This is a genomic window from Streptomyces sp. NPDC090083 (assembly GCF_044747445.1).
In the GTDB taxonomy this organism is placed as follows: domain Bacteria; phylum Actinomycetota; class Actinomycetes; order Streptomycetales; family Streptomycetaceae; genus Streptomyces.
Genome location: NZ_JBIVED010000004.1, coordinates 842,096 through 860,530, shown reverse-complemented (window position 1 = coordinate 860,530; position 18,435 = coordinate 842,096). Strand labels below are relative to the sequence as shown.

Sequence of the window (18,435 nt, the reverse complement as noted above, 5' to 3'; positions counted from 1 at the left end):
CCCCTCCGATGTCGTCCGCCGAAACCCCTCGCTGTCCTGCCGGAGCCGGTCGCCGTTCGTTCGTCCGGACGGCGCTCGGTGCCGGGGCCGCCGGGGCGGTGCTGGCGGGCGGGGCGTTCGCGCTCGCCGAGACCGGCGGGAGCACGCAGGCGCGCGCGGCGGACACGGCGAACGCCGGCGAGATCCCCTTCCACGGCACCCACCAGGCCGGCATCCTCACCCCCGCCCAGGCCGCCGCGACCTTCGTCTCCCTCGACGTCATCGCCGACAACCGGGCCGAACTGACCGACCTGCTGCGGACGATCACCGAACGCGCCCGCTTCCTCACCTCCGGCGGCACCCCCGCCGACCTCGGCGTCGGCGCACCGCCCGCCGACAACGGCATTCTCGGGCCGGACGTACCCGCCGACGCCCTCACGGTCACCGTCGGCGTGGGCGCGTCCCTCTTCGACGACCGCTACGGACTCGCGAAGGCGAGGCCGCGCCGGCTGACCCCGATGAGGACCTTCCCGAACGACGACCTGCGCGCCGCAGAGTGCCACGGCGACCTGTCGCTCCAGGTGTGCGGCGCCCGCCAGGACACGGTGCTGCACGCGCTGCGCGACATCGCCCGGCACACCCGCGGCGGCATGCAGATCAAGTGGCGCGTCGACGGCTTCCAGAACACCCCGCGCCCCACCGGCACCCAGCGCAACCTGCTCGGTTTCAAGGACGGCATCGCCAACCCGGACGTGAAGTCCGCCCGCGAGACCGGCCGGCTGATCTGGGTCGGCGACGGCCAGGGCGAGCCGGCCTGGGCGAGCGGCGGCAGCTACCAGGTGATCCGGATCATCCGCATGCTCGTCGAGTTCTGGGACCGGGTCTCGCTGAGCGAACAGGAGCTGATGTTCGGCCGCCGCAAGGACACCGGCGCCCCGCTGGACGGCGCCCGGGAGACGGACATCCCGCACTACGCGGCGGACCCCAAGGGCACGGCGATCCCGCTCGACGCCCACATCCGCCTCGCCAACCCGCGCACCGCCGCCACCGACTCCTCGCGCATCCTGCGCCGCGGCTACAACTACGACCGGGGCGTCGACGCCGTCGGCAACCTCGACATGGGCCTGGTCTTCTGCTGCTACCAGCAGGACGTGAAGCGGCAGTTCGAGGCGACCCAGACCCGGCTGATCGACGAGCCCCTCGTCGACTACATCTCCCCGACGGGCGGCGGCTACTTCTACGCGCTGCCGGGTGCGAGGGACGCCAAGGACTGGCTCGGCCGGGGAATGATGGCGGTCTGACCAGTCGCTTTTCCCGTCTTTGGGCAAGACCTGCCGTGGACTTTACCGACCGTTACTGCGAACGGGTTGCAGGTACGGGAGGATGGCACAAGGTTGCTCCCGGCAACCGCGCAGCCACCCCCGTACCCGGAAGAAAGACCCTCCCAGATGACGGCCGCCCCTGAATCCACGCCGACCCTCCCCGCCACGGCCGGCGCGAAGCCCTCGCTCTGGTTCCGCGTCCGTACGTCCATGACGCGCCAGGAGTGGACCAGGGTCGGCGGGATGGCGGCCTTCGTCCTGGGCCTGCACGTCATCGGCTGGTTCACGCTCGTGTGGATCGTCGCGCCGGGGCACTACAGCGTCGGCGAGAAGTCCTTCGGCATCGGCATGGGCGTGACCGCGTACACACTCGGCATGCGGCACGCGTTCGACGCGGACCACATCGCGGCGATCGACAACACGACCCGGAAGCTGATGAGCGAGGGCAAGCGCCCGCTGTCGGTGGGCTTCTGGTTCTCGCTCGGCCACTCCAGCGTCGTCTTCGGCCTGACCCTCCTGCTCTCCCTCGGCGTCAAGGCCCTCGCCAACCCGGTCCGCGACGACGACTCCCAGCTCCACGACGTCACCGGCCTCATCGGTACGACCGTCTCGGGCACCTTCCTCTACGTCATCGCCGGCATCAACCTCGTCATCCTGGCCGGCATCTGGAAGGTGTTCCGCGAGATGCGCTCGGGGCACTACGACGAAGCCGCGCTGGAGGAGCAGCTCAACAACCGCGGCTTCATGAACCGCATCCTCGGCCGCTTCATGAAGTCGATCACCAAGTCCTGGCAGATGTATCCGCTGGGCCTGCTGTTCGGCCTCGGCTTCGACACGGCGACGGAGATCGCGCTGCTGGTGCTCGCCGGTTCCGGCGCCGCGTCCGGCCTGCCCTGGTACGCGATCCTGTGCCTGCCGGTCCTGTTCGCCGCCGGAATGTCGCTGCTCGACACCATCGACGGCACGTTCATGAACTTCGCCTACGGCTGGGCCTTCTCCAAGCCGGTCCGCAAGGTCTACTACAACCTCACGATCACCGGCCTGTCCGTCGCCGTCGCCCTGATCATCGGCACGGTCGAACTCCTGGGTCTGTTCGCCGAGAAGCTCGACCTGCATGGCTTCTTCTGGGACTGGGTCGCGGGCCTCGACCTCAACATCATCGGCTTCGTCATCGTCGGCCTCTTCTTCGCGACCTGGATCGTCGCCCTCCTGGTCTGGAAGTTCGGCCGCATCGAGGACAAGTGGACGGCGAGCCTGGCCCGGCCGGCGGAACAGCCCGCCGAATAGGGCTCCTCAGGCCCGCATCCCCAGGTCCTTCCGCCACTTCACGATCTGCTTGCCCGCGTCCCCCGTGTACGACCACGGAGTCGGAGTCGCCCGGCGGCCCATCATCCCCAGCACCGCCGACGAGATGTCCGTGGTGCCCGCGTGACACGCCGCGTGGGCGAGGTGGTTGAGGTCGCGGAGCTCGCCGGGTTCGACGGGGCCGTCCGCGCGGCCCGCGATCCAGCGCTGCCAGGTGCGGCGGACGTCGCTGACCGCAGCGTCGTGGATCCAGTGCTGGCCGAGGCCGACCGCCGCCTGCCTGCCCTGCGCGGCGTCGAGGGCGTAGCGGTACTCCTCGACCCGGGCGTACTGCACCAGGACCGGCAGGGCGCAGCCGGGTGGTGCGACGCCCGCCGCGTCGCGGGCGAAGTCGTACATCAGGCCGTGGCTGCCGTGCCAGCGGGACGAGTAGTAGTGCAGGACCTGGAGATGGCCCTCGACGCTGTACGGGTCGCGCCGGTGCAACTCGTCCCACCAGCGGGCGAGTTCCTGGCGTCGTACGCCCGACGGATAGAGGCGGGCGACGGAGATCAGGGAGATCCAGGGGGTGGGGTCGTCCGGGTAGGACTCCGACGCCTGGAGGCAGGCCATGACGGCCGAGTCGATGCGGTTGCGGTCGATCGGCACGCCCCGGCCCGCCGCGATGGCCATGGTGAACGCCCGCGCCGTCTCCGTCGCCGCCCGCAGGGTGAGCGCGTCGGCGCTGTGCGGTTCGGCGGCCAGCCAGGACTCGACGGTCGAACTGCCCGCGCAGGCCTGGGCGAGCGTCCGGACCCGGTGACCCCGGCCCAGCCAGTGGGCGCCGGTGTCGCGCAGCAGATCCCGCAGGCCCTGCCAGCGGCCGATGACGATGTCGTGGCGGGTCGAACTGAGGGGCGCGTCCCCGCAGTCGGGGTCGAAGTCGGGGGTGAAGCGGTCTCGCGCCATCGGGTGCCCCTCAGAAATCGGTCGGGAGACCCTGATGGACCCGGGACCCTTCGGCCACGAAGTCGTCGGGGACGTAGTCCGTCTCGACGGTGTGCGCCGCGTCGAGGCGCGAGGGCCGGTAGTAGTCGCTGCCCCGCTTCCAGTACCAGAGCATCGGGATCAGCCCCACGGCCAGGCCGCCGATGCCGATGGTGATCGCCGCGTCGCTCAGGTCGCCCAGCGACTCGACGAAGATCCAGAACATGAACAGCGCGCCGAACAGCGGCCACAGCCCGCCGAAGAGGAAGTTCCCCGCGGACTTGAAGAGCATCCTGCGGTAGGCGACGACGACCGCGAGGCCCGCGAGGCCGTAGTACACGGCGATCTGCAGACCGATCGCCGAGATCGCGTCGGAGAGGATCTCGCCCACCGAGCCGAGCGCGTTGGAGGCGATGAACATCGCCAGGGCGACTCCGCCGACCACGGTGATCGCGACCCAGGGCGTGTTCCAGGTGCGGTGCACCCGGCCGAGCGCGGCCGGCATCGTACGGTCGCGGCCCATCGCGAACAGCGAGCGCGTGACCTGGATGAGGGTCGTCTCCAGGGTGGCGATGGTCGACAGCATCACCGACACGATCAGCAGCCTGCCGCCCCAGCCCGGCCAGATCTCGTCGCCGAGCACGGCCAGTACGTTGGCGTCGTTGCTCTCGATCTGCCGCGAGGAGAGGATGACGTTCACCGCGATGGTGAACACCTCGAAGAGCAGGAAGACGATGCCGACGCCGATCAGGCCCGCGAGTCCGGTCGTACGACGGCTGTTGCGGGTCTCCTCGCTGAGGTTGCTGGTGACGTCCCAGCCCCAGTAGTAGAACGCGGCGATGAGCGCGCCCGACGCGAAGCCCGACACCCCGTCGAAGTGACTGAGGCCCAGCCAGGACCAGTCGAAGGCGCGGGCGTTGCCGGTGTGGACGACGGCGAGCACGGCGAACAGCGCCAGGATCCCCAGCTCCACGCCCGACATGAGGATCTGCGCACGGACGGTGAGCCGGGCCCCGCCGAGCACCACCAGCAGCATGACGATGAACCAGGCCGCCCCGACCACCGTCGACAACGCCGTGTCGTCCGCGAGTCCCTCGTCGAAGAGGGACAGCGTCATCGACCCGGCGGGCAGCGACCCGGCGACCATGAAGATGGTCGCGGAGACCACCAGGGCCCAGCCGCTGATGAAGCCGAGGAAGGGGTGCAGGGTGCGGCCCACCCAGGAGTAGCTCGCCCCCGCGTTCACGTCGATCCGGCCGAGATAGCTGAAGGCGAGCGCGATGCCCAGCATCGGTATCGCGCAGTAGAGGAGGGCGGCCGGACTGGCCAGTCCCACCGCGCCGACCAGTACCGCGGTGGTCGCGGCGATCGAGTACGCCGGGGCGCTGCCCGCCACGGCCATCACCACGGTGTCGAACGTACCGAGGGCATTGGCCTGCAGCCCTCTGCCCCTGTTGTTGCTCATGGATGCGCTGCTTTCCGTCGTGCACGACGTGGGGGGTTGAGCGGACCGGCCCCGGACCCGGAGAGGGATGGCCTCGGGACAGGGACCGGTCGGAACAACACCTAGGGACGGGTGGACACCCGTTCAACCGCTGCGTCGGCGGACGGTCACACCGTGTGTGGGTGTGATGATAGCCGTACCTTTTGGCCTTTCAAGATTGACCAGCCAGTAATCTCCTGTGAACGGTCAGTCGCCGAGTCGGTCGATCTGCCGCAGTTTGTTCGTCGCGTCGAGGGCGGCGACCTTGTAGGACTCGGCGAGCGTCGGGTAGTTGAAGACCGCGTCGACGAGATAGTCGACCGTTCCGCCGCAGCCCATCACGGACTGGCCGATGTGAATGAGTTCCGTCGCGCCGGTGCCGAAGCAGTGCACGCCGAGCAGGGTGCGGTCCGTGGGGGAGACCAGCAGCTTCAGCATGCCGTGCGAGTCACCGATGATCTGGCCGCGCGCCAGCTCGCGGTAGCGGGAGATCCCGACCTCGAACGGCACGCACTCCTCGGTGAGTTGGTCCTCCGTCTTCCCGATGAAACTGATCTCCGGGATGGTGTAGATGCCGATCGGCTGCCGGTCGTCGATCCGGTGCACCGGCTCACCGCAGGCGTGGTACGCCGCCGTACGGCCCTGCTCCATCGAGGTCGCCGCGAGGGCCGGGAAGCCGATGACGTCGCCGACGGCGTAGATGTGCGGCACGGAGGTGCGGAAGTTCTCGTCCACGTCGATCCGGCCGCGCCGGTCGGCGGACAAGCCGGCCTTGTCCAGGTCGAGTTCGTCGGTCAGCCCCTGCCGGCCGGCCGAGTACATCACGGCGTCGGCCGGGATCTTCTTGCCGCTCTCCAGCACGGTCAGCGTGCCGTTGGCGTGCCGTTCGACGGCGGCCACGGTCTCGCCGAAGCGGAAGGTGACGGCGAGGTCCCGCAGGTGGTACTTGAGCGACTCGATGACCTCCAGGTCACAGAAGTCGAGCATCCCGGCGCGCTTCTCCACCACGGTGATCTTGCTGCCGAGCGCCGCGAACATCGAGGCGTACTCCATGCCGATCACGCCCGCGCCGACGATGACCATGGACCGCGGGACCTTGGGCAGGTCCAGGACGTTGTCCGAGTCCATGATGGTCCGGCCGTCGAACTCGACGGTGTCCGGGCGGGCGGGGCGGGTGCCGGTGGCGATGACGATGTTCTCGGCGGTCAACAGCCGTTCGTGACCGGTGATTTCCGTCAGCGCGACGGTGTGCGGGTCGACGAAGCGGCCCGTGCCGGCGAACAGGGAGACCTGGTTGCGGGACAACTGGCTGCGGATGACGTCCACTTCACGGCTGACCACGTGCTGCGTGCGCGCGGTGAGGTCGCCGACGGTGATGTCGTCCTTGAGGCGGTAGCTCTGGCCGTACAGATCGCGCTGGGTGAGGCCGGTGAGATACAGCACCGCCTCGCGCAGCGTCTTGGACGGGATGGTCCCCGTGTGGATGGAGACGCCGCCGACCATGTCGGGGCGGTCGACGACGGCGACCCGGCGGCCGAGCTTGGCCGCCGCGATGGCGGCCTTCTGGCCACCCGGTCCTGAACCGATGACAAGCATGTCGAAGTCGGGCACCTCCGGAGTCTGTCAGCCGGGGTGCCGTCTCCGAAAGGGTGAACGGGTAACCAGGTGCCGACAGAACGCCTAAGGCAGCAGTCTGTCCAGCGCGGCAGCCCCCTCCGCCGCGATCCTCCGCCGGGCCCACTCCAGACTCTCCGGCGTCACGTCCCGCCCGGCCGCCAGCACCACGTCCTCCGGCGTCACCTCGGTCCCGGTCCGGGCGTGCAGCAGGTCGTCCGGGGTGGCGCGGTCCTCGGGCGGTACGGACGCGTCCGACTCTGACATCGACATGGAGCCTCCTCCTCGGGACCGGACCCTTCGGGACCGGCCGGCTCACCGGCACCGCACGAGTGCCGTGGGTCCCACTCCCACGATTCCCCGCCCGGCCCTTCGCTGCATCCGGAAGAGTGGCCGATCCAGAACCTGAACCTAAGCTGGAAGCGGCCCCCGCGGGCCGAACCAGGGAGGCTGCCGCGATGGTCGAGACCCCGCCCCAGCAGGACACCCCCACCGGACCCGGATATCTGCCCATCGCCGAGCACGGACTGATCGGTGATCTGCGGAGCGTGGCGCTGGTGGGGACGAACGGCACGATCGACTGGTACTGCTGCCCGTCCTTCGACGCCCCCAGCGTCTTCGCCGCCATCCTTGACGCCGAGCGAGGCGGCTCCTTCGAACTGGCCGCCTCCGTGCCGGCCCGCACGAAGCAGTTCTACTTTCCCGACACCAACGTCCTGATCACCCGGTTCTTCACCGAGGACGGCGTCGGCGAGGTCCAGGACTTCATGCCGGTGACCGGCGAGTCGGACGAGTCCGCACGGCACCGGCTGATCCGGCGCGTGGTGTGCGTGCGCGGCTCGGTGCCGTTCCGGACCCGGGTCGCCCCGAGGTTCGACTACGGCACCTCCCCGCACACCGCGCGGATGACCGGCGACGTCGCGCTCTTCGAGTCCGCCGACATGTCCCTCGCGCTGACCGCGACCGTCGCCCTGGAGTGCGACGACGTCGACGTGTGGGCCGACTTCAAGCTCGACGAGGGCGAGTCCGCGGTGTTCGCCCTCGACCAGGTCGACGGCGAGGTGACCTCCCGCCCCTGCGCCCGGCAGGAGGCCGAGGACGAGTTCGCCGCCACGGTCGCCTACTGGCGGCGCTGGGTCTCCCAGTCCCGCTACCGGGGCCGCTGGCGCGAGATGGTCCACCGCTCCGCCCTCACCCTCAAGCTGCTGACGTACGCGCCGACCGGCGCGATCGTCGCCGCCCCCACCACCAGCCTCCCCGAACAGCTCGGCGGCGAGCGCAACTGGGACTACCGCTACGTCTGGATCCGCGACGCCGCCTTCTGCGTCTACGCCCTGCTGCGCCTCGGCTTCACCGGCGAGGCCGAGGCGTTCATGAAGTTCGTGACCCGCTACATCAGCCCCGGCGACGGCAACCCGTCGGGCCCGCTCCAGATCATGTACGGCATCGACGGCCGCACCGCACTCACCGAACGCGAACTCCCGCACCTGGAGGGCCACCGGAAATCCGCCCCGGTCCGCGTCGGCAACGCGGCGGCCGATCAGCTCCAACTCGACATCTACGGCGCCCTGATCGACTCCATCTACCTCTACGACAAGTGGGCCCAGCCCATCTCCAGCGCCCAGTGGGACGACGTGTGCGCCCTCGTCGACTGGGTCTGCGCGCACTGGGACCAGCCCGACGAGGGCGTCTGGGAGACCCGCGGCGGCCGCAAGAACTTCCTCTACTCACGGCTGATGTGCTGGGTCGCGATCGAGCGCGCGATCCGCCTCGCCAACCGCCGGGGCCTGCCCGCCGACCTTCCGCACTGGCTGAAGGTCCGCGACACCATCTACCGCCGGATCATGGACCGCGGCTGGTCGGTCAAGCGCCAGGCCTTCGTCCAGTACGAGGGCAGTGACGTCCTCGACGCCGCCCTGCTGATGATGCCGCTGGCGAAGTTCATCGCCCCCACCGACCCCAAGTGGCTCTCCACCCTCGACGCGCTGACCGAGGAACTCGTCTCCGACTCCCTCGTCTACCGCTACAACCCGCAGGCCAGCCCCGACGGCCTGCGCGGCGACGAGGGCACGTTCTCGATCTGCTCCTTCTGGTACGTCGAGGCCATGGTCCGGGCCGGCCGCGTCGACGAGGCCCGCCTCGCCTTCGAGAAGATGCTCACCTACGCCAACCATCTCGGCCTGTACGCCGAGGAGATCGGCCGCACCGGCGAGCAACAGGGCAACTTCCCCCAGGCGTTCACCCATCTCGCCCTGATCAGCGCCGCGTTCAACCTGGACCGCGCCCTGGGCTGACCGGCCCGGGTCCGTGCCGGTCCCGCGACAAGTGTCACCGCGGTGTCACAGCACACCGGGGCACCACAACTCCCGCCCCGCGTCCCGTGTCGAACCCCCTGACCGCACCACCTATGCAGCACGGGGGAACACACCATGAAGAACGTGTCACGCAAGAAGGTCTCCACCGCCGTCGCGTCCGCGGCCTTCCTGCTCCTGGCCGGCGCCGGCATCGTCGCCGCACCGGCCAGCTACGCGGGCGTCCCCGGCGGCACCAGCGCCGTCGACCGCAACAGCGACTTCAACGGCGACGGCTACGACGACGTCCTCATCGGCGCCCCGGACGGCACCGTCGACGGCAAGCAGGGCGCCGGCTACGTCACCGTCCAGTACGGCGCCCCGAACGGCATCGCCACCAACACCACGGTCCCCAAGGGCCACACCGCCGTCATCAGCCAGTCCACCCCGGGCGTCCCCGGCGACTCGGTGGCCTACGACTCCTTCGGCCAGGCCGTCGCCACCGGTGACGTCAACGGCGACGGCTACGACGACGCGCTCATCGGCGCCCCGGGCAAGGACGAGGGCGGCGCCGAGAACGCCGGGCGCGTCACCGTCCTCTACGGCTCCAAGGCCGGACTGGGCGCCGAGGCGAACACCTCCTTCGCCTCCACCAGGCCCACCGCGGGCGCCCGCTTCGGACAGGCCCTGGCGGCGGCCCGCTTCACCGGCGCCACCGACGCCGACGAGATGGCCGTCCTCGACAACGACGGCGCCCAGATCTTCGCCTTCCACACCGACATCCTGCACCTGATGGGCACCCTGAACACGACCACCCGGCCGGGCGGCCACCGCATCCAGCCCGCGTACCTCACGACCGGCGACTACGACCGCAACGGCTTCGCCGACCTGGTCGTCTCCGGCTACAGCCCCGACGACGACTACCAGCAGGGCTGGTCGGCCCTCTACGCGGGCGGCGACACCCAGTTGACGTACCGTCAGGACCTGAACGGCGGCCTCGGCACCGCCTCCGGGGACATCAATGGTGACGGCTACGACGACCTCGTCGTCGGCCAGCGGAGCAGCGCCGACGACCAGGCCGAAGGTGACGACGGCGGCAAGATCGCCGTCTACTACGGCAGTGCGCGGGGCGCCACCGGCCCGGCGGACTGGTGGTCGCAGAACTCCCCGGGTGTCCCCGGAGCGGCGGAGCACGGCGACGCCTGGGGCAACGACCTCTCCGTCGGCGACGTCGACGGCGACGGCTGCGCGGACATCGCCGTCGGCGCGCCGGGCGAGGACATCGGCACCGTCCGGGACGCGGGCGCCGTATGGCTGTTGCGCGGTTCGCGCGCAGGCGTGACCGTGACCGGCGCCCAGTCCTTCGACCAGAACACCGCAGGCATCCCCGGCACCGCCGAGACCGACGACGCCTGGGGCTCCCAGGTCCGGCTGGCCGACACGGACGCGGACGGCCGCTCCGAACTGGTCGCCTCCGCCCCGGGCGAGAACTCAGGTGACGGCTACGTCTGGCTGCTCCCGGCCGGTCCCGACGGCCTGCTCGCCCAGGGCTCCTCGCTGTACGGCGCGGCGGACCTCGGCGGTGCGCCGAAGGGGGCGCGCTTCGGGGCCGCGATTGACGAGTAGAAGGCAGGGCGGCGCCCGTACCGGCTCGACGGCCGGTGCGGGCGTCTCCCGTGAACGGGGCCGCTCACAGCGCCTGTTCGGCCCAGATGACCTTGCCCGCCGGGGTGTACCGGGTGCCCCAGCGCTCCGACAGCTGGGCCACCAGGAACAGGCCCCGGCCGCCCTCGTCCGTCATCGCCGCGTACCGCAGATGCGGCGAGGTCGTACTGCCGTCGTAGACCTCGCAGATCAGGGTGCGGTCGCGCAACAGGCGTACGCGGACGGGGTCGTTGCCGTAGCGGATGGCGTTGGTGACCAGTTCGCTGAGGACGAGTTCGGTGGTGAACGTCAGCTCGTCCAGCCCCCAGTGGGTGAGCTGGCGGGTGACCGAGGAGCGCATGTCGGCGACGGCCGCCGGGTCGGACGGGACGCTCCACTCCGCGATGCGGTCGGCGCCGAGTGCGCGGGTGCGGGCGACGATCAGGGCGATGTCGTCGCTGGGCCGTACCGACAGCTCCGAGTCGAGGACGGCCCGGCAGGTGTCCTCGGGGGAGTCGCCGGAGCGGGTGAGCGCGGTGCGCAGCATCTCCAGGCCGACGTCGATGTCCCGCTCGCGGTCCTCGACCAGACCGTCCGTGTACAAAACCAGCCGACTGCCCTCGGCCAGCTCCAACTCGGCCGTCTCGAAGGGGAGTCCGCCGAGACCGAGCGGAGGTCCCGCCGGGACGTCGGGGAAGTCGACGGTGCCGTCCGGCCGGATGACCGCGGGCGGCGGATGTCCGGCGCGGGCGACGGTGCAGCGCAGGGTCACCGGATCGTAGATCGCGTACAGGCAGGTCGCTCCGGTGACCGGGGAGACGCTGTCCTCGGTCGTCTCGTCCTGGTCGATCCGGCCCACCAACTCGTCCAGCAGGCCCAGGAGTTCGTCCGGGGGAAGGTCGAGCGACGAGAAGTTGTGGACCGCCGTGCGCAGGCGTCCCATGGTGGCCGCCGCGTGCAGACCGTGGCCCACGACATCGCCGACGACCAGGGCGACCCGGGCGCCGGACAGGGGCAGGACGTCGAACCAGTCGCCGCCGACCCCGGACTTCGCGGGGAGATAGCGGTAGGCGACGTCGAGGGCGGTCTGTGCGGGCAGGCGGCGCGGGAGCAGGCTGCGCTGGAGGGTGACCGCCATGCCGTGTTCGCGGGTGTAGCGGCGGGAGTTGTCGATGGAGACGGCCGCGCGGGCCACCAACTCCTCGGCCAGGGCGAGTTCTTCGGTGTCGAAGGGGTCCGGCTTGTCGGCGCGCCAGAAGTTGACCACGCCGAGGACGAGGGGACCGGCCCGCAGCGGCACGGCGATCAGCGAGTGGATGCCGTACTCGACGACCTGCGCGGTGCGTTCGGGGTCCTGGGTGAGCCAGCCGGGGGCCTCGCTGAGCCGGGGTTCGACGACGGCCTCGCCGGTGTCGAGGCTGCGGGCCTGCGGGGAGGACGGGATGAACTGGATCTGCTTGCCGACGGGATAGAGCGGGACGTCGTCCCGGACCCCGCTGGAGGCCGTGCGCCGCAGCTCGGTGCCGGGCTGGGGCTCCTCGCCGCTCAGGACCGCTTCGTAGAGGTCGACCGTGACGAAGTCGGCGAAGCGGGGGACGGCCAGCTCGGCGAGTTCCTCGGCGGTGCGGGTGACGTCCAGGCTGGTGCCGATGCCCACTCCGGCGTCGTAGAGCATGTCGAGGCGTTCGCGGGCGACCTCGGCGCGGCCGGAGAGGGCGCGGAGCTCGGTGGAGTCGCGGAGGGTGGTGACGCTGCCGGGCGGGCCGCCCTTGAGGTCGGTGGGGCGCTGGTTGACGGCGAGCAGCCGGTCGCCGACGCGGTGCACCTCGTCCGTCGCGACCCGCGCGGAGGCCAGCAGCGCGGTCATCTCGGCGTCCAGTCCGAGATCGAGGACGAGGAGTCCCTCGGCGTTCTCGGGCAGGTCGAGCAGCTGGCGCGCCTCGTCGTTGGCGAGCAGCAGCCGGCCCTCGCCACCGACGATGATCACGCCCTCCCGCACGGCGTGCAGCACCGCGTCGTGGTGCTCGTACATCCGGGTCATCTCGTTCGGGCCCAGGCCGTGCGTCTGGTGCTGCAGCCGTCTGCTGACCAGGGCCGTGCCTCCGGTGGCGAGGAGCAGCCCGGCCGCCGCCGCGGTCAGCAGGAGGGGCAGCTGCTGGTCGGCGGCGCCTCCGACGTTCGCCTTCGTCACGCCGGCCGAGACCAGGCCGACGATCTTGCCGCCGGTGCCCCGGACGGGGACCACGGCCTGCACCAGCGGGCCGATGGTGCCGGTGAGCTCCTGGGTGACGACATGCCCGGCGAGCGCGGGGGCGATGTCTCCGACGAACTTCTTGCCGATGCGGTCCGGCTTGGGGTGGGTGTAGCGGATGCCGTCGGTGTTCAGGACGACGATGAAGTCCACCTTGGACGCCTTGCGGGCGGCCTCGGCGCGCGGCTGGAGGATCGCCGTCGGGTCGGGGCTGTGCAGGGCGGCAGCCGTGCCCGGCGCGTTGGCGAAGGTCTCGGCGACGGCCACCGACCGGTTGCGGGCCTCCTGCGTGCTGTCGCGCCGCACCTGGAGGACCTGTGCCACCACGGCCGACACGACCAGCAGCAGCACGATCACCACCTGCAGCATGAACACCTGCCCGGCGACGCTGCGCCCGCCCAGCCTGCCGCCCAGCGGGACGCGCCGGTGTCCGCGCGCCCGACGGGCACGGTCGTACGGGCGCTGCGCACGCAGACCGTCGGGGCGGTGGGTCGGCCGGGCCCCTCGCCGACCCGTCAGGCGGACCATGAGCCCATGTCTACACTGCCCGACCTCTTGAGGCGAGGGCCGTCACAGGCGGTGACAGGCCGTGCCCCGCCGCGGGTCACGGGTGCCGTCCGGGCTTGGTGCGCCGGGCGGCGAGCAGCAGCGCGATGTCGTCGGGGCGGTCGGCCGCGTGCCGGGCCGCCGTGGTGAGCCGGTCGGCGACACCGGCCAGGGACCGTCCTCCGGCCCGTGCGGGCCCGGCCGCTTTGGCGAGGGCGACCCGCAGGGCGGCGATCCCGTCGTCGATGTCGACACCCGGGCGCTCGACGAGACCGTCGGTGTAGAGCGCGAGGATCGAGTCCGGCTCCAGCCGCAGTTCCGCGACCGGGTACTGGGCGTGCGGGTCCACCCCGAGGACCACCCCTCCGGGGATGTCCCAGACCCGGGTGCGGCCGTCCGGGGTACGGATCAGCGGCGGCGGATGCCCGGCCCTGGCGACCCGGACCAGCCCGCTGGCCGGGTCCAGCCGGAGGTAGCAGCAGCTCGCGAACTGGCCCGGATCGAGGTCGATCAGGAGGTGGTTCGTGCCGCTCATCACCTCGTCCGGCGGTCGGTCCCCGAGCGCGAACGCCCTGACCGCACTGCGGAGTTGGCCCATCGTGGCGGCGGCCTGCACGCCGTGCCCCTGGACGTCGCCGATGACCAGCGCGAGTCCGTCCCCCGCCTCGACGACGTCGTACCAGTCGCCGCCCACCTCCATGCCCTGGGTCCCCGGCAGATAGCGCCCCGCGGTGTCCACCTGCGGGTGCGCGGAGAGCCGGCGGGGGAGGAGGGCCTGCTGGAGGCCACGGGCGAGGGCGGCCTCCGAGTCGTAGCGCTGGGCCTTCTCCATCGCGTGGGCGATCAGGCCGGCGAGGGCGGTGAGCACCGCGCGTTCCTCGGTGCTGAAGCTGCGGGAGCGGTCGAAGCCCAGGATGCAGGAGCCGACCGGACGGCCGGACGCGATCAGCGGCAGGAACGCGCGGGCGCCCTCCTCGGCGTCCAGGGGAATGCCCGGGTAGGCCTCCGCGAGCTGCTGCATGGAGTCGAAGAAGAGCGGGCGCCCGCTGGTGAGGGTCTCGACACCGGGGATCCGCGCGTCGAGGCCGACGCCGTCGAAGGGGGTGAGGAAACCCTGCGGGAAGCCGTTCTCCCAGGCCAGGTACAGATGCCGGTCCTGGAGCAGGTAGATCGCGAGCCGCCGGCCGCCGAACGCGGGCAGCAGCTCCTTCATCACGACCGCCGACACCTGCCGGGCGGTGACCGCCTCGGTCAGCGCGATGGCGAGCACGATCGGCCGGTACAGCGGGGCCAACGAGGTGACACCGTCCGCCGCCGCGCCGTTTCCGTCGGCGTGCGCGGGCAGCACCGGCAGCGGCGGCCCCGACACACGGTTCGACGGGGCCACCGTGCAGGTCAGACCGTCCCGGCCGGGATGGACGGCCATCGAGAGCCAGTCGCCCCCGTACGGCTCTGTCCGCCGCCCCGGGTCGTCCGGGCGCCGGACGTGGAAGTGCACCGGCTCCAGCGACAGCAGGGCGCCGCGCAGCTGGTCCTCGCAGCCGATCTGGTTCAGCCAGGGCACGCCCTCCCACAGCGGGCGGCCCAGCAGTTCGTCCCGGTCCCGGCCCAGCAGCCGGGCGGCGCGCGGATTGGCGTAGGTGACCAGGCCCATCCGGTCCAGGCAGAACACCCCCTCCGGGAGCAGGTCGGCCGCGCTGTCGTACGTCGACGCGGCGCCCGGGTCGAGGACGACACCGCTGACCGGAGGACCGGCGCCGGGCGGGACCGGGCCGGTCGCAGGCGTCCACAGGTCCAGCAGCCGGATCGAGCCGTCCGCCGCCCGCACCCGCAGGGGCAGCGGCGGCGGCTTCCCGGCGGCCGTGGCCCGCAGCGCGGCCATGACCTGGTAGGTGTCGCCCGGTGCCACGATGTCCGCGATGGCCTGCGCGCTGTCCAGCGCCGTCGCGGGCTCCACGCCCAGCAGCGCGTGCAGGGCACCGTCCCCGGTCACGGCCGTCGTCACCGGATCCCAGACGAACCGCGCCATCCGGCCCTCGGGCCGGTACGTGGCCGTCGCCTGGACGCACACGGCCTCGCCGTCCCACACGACGAACGGGCCGTCGCCGTCCTCGCGGTCCTTGTGCTCTTCCTCCAGCTCCCGCAGCGCCGTGCCCAGCTCCTCGGCCAGCCGGGTCATGCGGTCCAGGCCGGCCAGCACCTCGGTGGCGTCCGGGGCGGAGGGGCGCAGCACGGTCAGCACGCCGTACGTCGTCGGGCCGCTGCTGACGGGCACGTACAGGGAGCCGAACTGGAAGGGCAGGCTCGCGGCGAACTGGGGGTAGCGGCGCATGCACTCCGTGGCGTTCGGCAGGACCACGTGGACGCCGAGGCGGTAGGCGTCGGCGACGGGGAACTTGCTGTCGGCGTGCAGCCGGCCCCAGGGGCGGAACAGCGGCCCCGGCAGCCCCGCCAGCACGGCGAGCCGCAGCAGTCCGGGCGTGTTCGATCGCAGGTAGACGCCTCCCGAGTGGCCGCCGGCCGCGTCGATCGCCTCCGTCGAGGCGTCGATGAGCAGCTCGGCGAGCCGTCCGGGCGTCCCCTTCTCGCGCTCGGCACTCCCTGTCATCGGGGCCCTACCTCGTCCCTGTGGCACCTGGTGGGTGACACAGCAAGAATGCGCCAGGACGCGGCCGGGGTCACCTGGGCGGACGGGACGGACTGGAGAGGCACGGGTATCGCGGGGCCGCCGGTGTCTGATGAAGTGATCAAGAGTGACTCAAGGGTCGATGTCGGGTGCTGGGTGCGGTGCGGTGTCGCCGGCTCAGGACGAAGGCCCCTCGGCGCGGGTGCCGGGGGCTTCTCGTGGGTCAGGCGACGAGAGCGAGCGGACCGGCACCGGAGCGGTGCGCGGGTCCGCCGGAGGCGGTCCTGCCCGGGAGGCCGCCGGCCCCCGCGCGGTCGGTGAACCCATGGCCGGTCGTCCCCGGTCCGGCGGAGCCGACGGAGCCGGCCGTGCCGGTCGCCGCGCCGCGGTCGTGCGTCGTCCGGCCGGTGCGTTCGTGCACGGCGAACGGCCTCCCGGCGGACTGGGATGTGGCCATGGGACGGTGCCCTTTCGGAACGACGCGTCGAGTGGGCAGGCGGAACAAGGGAGTTGAGGCCGACCCGCGTCCGTGGTCGGTCCCCGCCCCGTGCCGTTCAGGATGGCGCAAACTATGCCTCTCGCGGGGCGAATTCGATCTGTTGCCCTCACCGATCCCGGCCGCCCGCCCACCGGACCCGGCGACCGCACCCTGCTCACCGGCACCCCCGGCCCGATTGTTAGCCTCGCTCATGGCCACGTTCCCCCCGCCCCGACATGGAGTAGTGCGATGAGCACGGTCGCCGCCGCCTCCTTCCCGCTCGGTGCGGGGACGACGCTCGCCGAACTCGCCCAGGACCCGCACGCACGGCTGGCGCGGCTCCGGGAGAGCGAACCCGTCTCCTGGCTGCCCGAGTTGAACGGCTGGCTGGTGACCCGGCGCGACCTCGCGCTGGGCGTGATGCGGGACGCGGTCACCTACACCGTGGACGACCCGCGCTTCTCCACCGCCCAGGTCGTCGGCCCGAGCATGCTGTCCCTCGACGGAGAACGGCACGCCCGGCACCGCGAACCCTTCACCGCCCCCTTCCGGCCACGCGAGGTGCACGACGGCTTCGCCTCGTTCATCGAGCGCGAGACCGACCGCCTCGTCACCGCGCTGCGCCCGGCCGGCGCCGGTGAACTGCGCCGCGCCTTCGCGGGCCCGCTCGCGGTCGCCGTCGTCACCGAGGCGCTCGGCCTCACGGGCACCACCCCGGACACGGTCCTGAACTGGTACGACGCGATCGTACGGTCGGTCTCGGACATCACCGCCGGGCACGAGGCCGGAGCCGCCGGCACCCGGGCCTACGCCGAACTCCGCGCCTCCGTCGAAGCCACCGTCGCCGACCGCACCGCGGCCTCGCTCCTCGTCTCCGCCGCCGGACAGCTCACGGTGCCCGAAGTGGCCTCCAACGCCGCCGTGTTGATGTTCGGCGGCATCGAGACCACCGAGGCGATGATCACCAACGCACTGCTGCACCTGCTCCGGCACCCCGGCCAACTCGCCCTCGTCCAGGCCGACATGGGCCTGCTGGACGGCGCGATCGAGGAGTCGCTGCGCCTCGAACCCGGTGCCGCCGTCGTGGACCGCTACGCCACCCGCGACACCGTCCTCGGCGACGCGACGATCCGCGAGGGCGACCTGGTCACCGTCTCCCTCACCGGCGCCAACCGCGACCCGGCCGTCTTCCCCGACCCCGACCGCTTCGACGTCCGCCGCGCGAACGCCCGCCTCCAACTCGCCTTCGCCCACGGCCCGCACTACTGCCTCGCCGCCCACCTGGCCCGGCTGGAGACCCGTATCGCCCTCCGGCACCTCCTCGACCGCCTCCCGGCCCTGCGCCTCGACCCGGACCACCCCACCGCCCCGCACGGCCTGGTGTTCCGCAAGCCACCGACGCTGCACCTCCTGTGGGACGCCACGGCCTGACCCGCACGCGACGCGACGGGCGCCGATCCGAGCGGAACGGGAGGTTCAGGTCAGGGCCGGCCGGGGCGTTCGGCAAACATGGCGCGAGGGCGGGCTGAAACCCGAAGTCGGGGGCACTCGGTCTGTGCGGCACCGATGGGCGTCGCTCCCCGAAGGAAAAGAGATAACCGTGTACATCGGTCTCGGTACCGTCGTCCTCATCATCGTCATCGTCGCCGTCGTCATGATGCTGCGCCGCGGCTGACCCGCGCTCCTCGCACAGCACGCACGGCATGCTCAGCCATGACCACAGCCCGCCCTGGATCGCCTGTTCCGGATCCCGTGGCGGGCATGGGCACATGCGGCGCGGCACGCGCCGGGTGTCGGGATCGGTCGGGAAACCGCCGTCATCCGCCGCTTCGGTCAGGGAAGAAACACAGAAACCATCACATCCGGGATGACCCGGATTTTTCCTCCGCTCTGCCCCTAACTTCGATCCCTCGGCGCCGAGGCCGTACCG

At 71.6% G+C, this 18,435-nt stretch carries 12 protein-coding genes; 5 read left to right on the top strand and 7 right to left on the bottom strand.

From position 1 onward, the window contains the following. Positions 1–8: 8 nt before the first annotated feature. The gene (gene efeB / locus ACIPTO_RS19045; protein WP_401193487.1) at positions 9–1,280 is read left to right on the top strand and encodes an iron uptake transporter deferrochelatase/peroxidase subunit; all 1,272 of its coding nucleotides are present in this window, start codon (positions 9–11) and stop codon (positions 1,278–1,280) included. Between the two features lie 147 nt (positions 1,281–1,427). After that, positions 1,428–2,588, top strand: coding sequence for a HoxN/HupN/NixA family nickel/cobalt transporter (locus ACIPTO_RS19040; protein ID WP_366317273.1), 1,161 nt, complete (start codon positions 1,428–1,430; stop codon positions 2,586–2,588). Positions 2,589–2,594: 6 nt separating this feature from the next. Here ACIPTO_RS19040 and ACIPTO_RS19035 read toward each other — a convergent pair whose 3' ends face one another. The 4 genes from ACIPTO_RS19035 to ACIPTO_RS19020 form a co-directional block, all read right to left on the bottom strand. Beyond that, on the bottom strand, positions 2,595–3,554 hold the full coding sequence (locus tag ACIPTO_RS19035) for a hypothetical protein (protein ID WP_401193484.1): 960 nt from the start codon (positions 3,552–3,554) through the stop codon (positions 2,595–2,597). 10 nt (positions 3,555–3,564) lie between these two features. After that, positions 3,565–5,037: an APC family permease gene (locus tag ACIPTO_RS19030; protein ID WP_401193481.1), complete on the bottom strand. Its 1,473-nt coding sequence runs from the start codon at positions 5,035–5,037 to the stop codon at positions 3,565–3,567. A gap of 225 nt (positions 5,038–5,262) precedes the next feature. Further along, positions 5,263–6,666 carry a Si-specific NAD(P)(+) transhydrogenase gene (gene sthA / locus ACIPTO_RS19025; RefSeq protein WP_366317279.1) on the bottom strand — a complete coding sequence of 468 codons (1,404 nt, stop codon included), beginning with the start codon at positions 6,664–6,666 and terminating at the stop codon, positions 5,263–5,265. 69 nt (positions 6,667–6,735) lie between these two features. Continuing rightward, the gene (locus ACIPTO_RS19020; protein WP_366317281.1) at positions 6,736–6,942 is read right to left on the bottom strand and encodes a hypothetical protein; all 207 of its coding nucleotides are present in this window, start codon (positions 6,940–6,942) and stop codon (positions 6,736–6,738) included. A 185-nt stretch (positions 6,943–7,127) separates the two neighbouring features. Between ACIPTO_RS19020 and ACIPTO_RS19015 the strand changes: the two genes are divergently transcribed. After that, positions 7,128–8,963 carry a glycoside hydrolase family 15 protein gene (locus ACIPTO_RS19015; protein ID WP_401193478.1) on the top strand — a complete coding sequence of 612 codons (1,836 nt, stop codon included), beginning with the start codon at positions 7,128–7,130 and terminating at the stop codon, positions 8,961–8,963. 135 nt (positions 8,964–9,098) lie between these two features. Then, the gene (locus ACIPTO_RS19010; RefSeq protein ID WP_401193476.1) at positions 9,099–10,586 is read left to right on the top strand and encodes an esterase; all 1,488 of its coding nucleotides are present in this window, start codon (positions 9,099–9,101) and stop codon (positions 10,584–10,586) included. A 64-nt stretch (positions 10,587–10,650) separates the two neighbouring features. Here ACIPTO_RS19010 and ACIPTO_RS19005 read toward each other — a convergent pair whose 3' ends face one another. The 3 genes from ACIPTO_RS19005 to ACIPTO_RS18995 all read right to left on the bottom strand — a co-directional run bounded on the left by ACIPTO_RS19005 (position 10,651) and on the right by ACIPTO_RS18995 (position 16,484). Next, positions 10,651–13,383, bottom strand: a complete 2,733-nt coding sequence (locus tag ACIPTO_RS19005) for a SpoIIE family protein phosphatase (protein ID WP_401193474.1) — start codon at positions 13,381–13,383, stop codon at positions 10,651–10,653. Between the two features lie 76 nt (positions 13,384–13,459). Further along, complete coding sequence (locus tag ACIPTO_RS19000) at positions 13,460–16,009, bottom strand: SpoIIE family protein phosphatase (protein ID WP_401193471.1); 2,550 nt, start codon at positions 16,007–16,009, stop codon at positions 13,460–13,462. Between the two features lie 241 nt (positions 16,010–16,250). Next, positions 16,251–16,484 carry a hypothetical protein gene (locus ACIPTO_RS18995; RefSeq protein ID WP_401193468.1) on the bottom strand — a complete coding sequence of 78 codons (234 nt, stop codon included), beginning with the start codon at positions 16,482–16,484 and terminating at the stop codon, positions 16,251–16,253. A gap of 270 nt (positions 16,485–16,754) precedes the next feature. Between ACIPTO_RS18995 and ACIPTO_RS18990 the strand changes: the two genes are divergently transcribed. Beyond that, a complete protein-coding gene (locus ACIPTO_RS18990) occupies positions 16,755–17,936 on the top strand; it encodes a cytochrome P450 (RefSeq protein ID WP_401193466.1) in 1,182 nt (393 codons plus the stop codon). The last annotated feature ends 499 nt before the right edge of the window (positions 17,937–18,435 follow it).

Excerpts from the sequence above, each read along its gene's own strand:
- ACIPTO_RS19000 (WP_401193471.1), bottom strand. The coding sequence starts at position 16,009 with ATGACAGGGAGTGCCGAGCGCGAGAAGGGGACGCCCGGACGGCTCGCC.
- efeB (WP_401193487.1), top strand. The coding sequence starts at position 9 with ATGTCGTCCGCCGAAACCCCTCGCTGTCCTGCCGGAGCCGGTCGCCGT.
- ACIPTO_RS19010 (WP_401193476.1), top strand. The coding sequence starts at position 9,099 with ATGAAGAACGTGTCACGCAAGAAGGTCTCCACCGCCGTCGCGTCCGCG.
- ACIPTO_RS18990 (WP_401193466.1), top strand. The coding sequence starts at position 16,755 with ATGAGCACGGTCGCCGCCGCCTCCTTCCCGCTCGGTGCGGGGACGACG.
- ACIPTO_RS19030 (WP_401193481.1), bottom strand. The coding sequence starts at position 5,037 with ATGAGCAACAACAGGGGCAGAGGGCTGCAGGCCAATGCCCTCGGTACG.
- ACIPTO_RS19015 (WP_401193478.1), top strand. The coding sequence starts at position 7,128 with ATGGTCGAGACCCCGCCCCAGCAGGACACCCCCACCGGACCCGGATAT.
- ACIPTO_RS19035 (WP_401193484.1), bottom strand. The coding sequence starts at position 3,554 with ATGGCGCGAGACCGCTTCACCCCCGACTTCGACCCCGACTGCGGGGAC.
- ACIPTO_RS19020 (WP_366317281.1), bottom strand. The coding sequence starts at position 6,942 with ATGTCGATGTCAGAGTCGGACGCGTCCGTACCGCCCGAGGACCGCGCC.
- ACIPTO_RS19040 (WP_366317273.1), top strand. The coding sequence starts at position 1,428 with ATGACGGCCGCCCCTGAATCCACGCCGACCCTCCCCGCCACGGCCGGC.
- ACIPTO_RS19005 (WP_401193474.1), bottom strand. The coding sequence starts at position 13,383 with ATGGTCCGCCTGACGGGTCGGCGAGGGGCCCGGCCGACCCACCGCCCC.
- ACIPTO_RS18995 (WP_401193468.1), bottom strand. The coding sequence starts at position 16,484 with ATGGCCACATCCCAGTCCGCCGGGAGGCCGTTCGCCGTGCACGAACGC.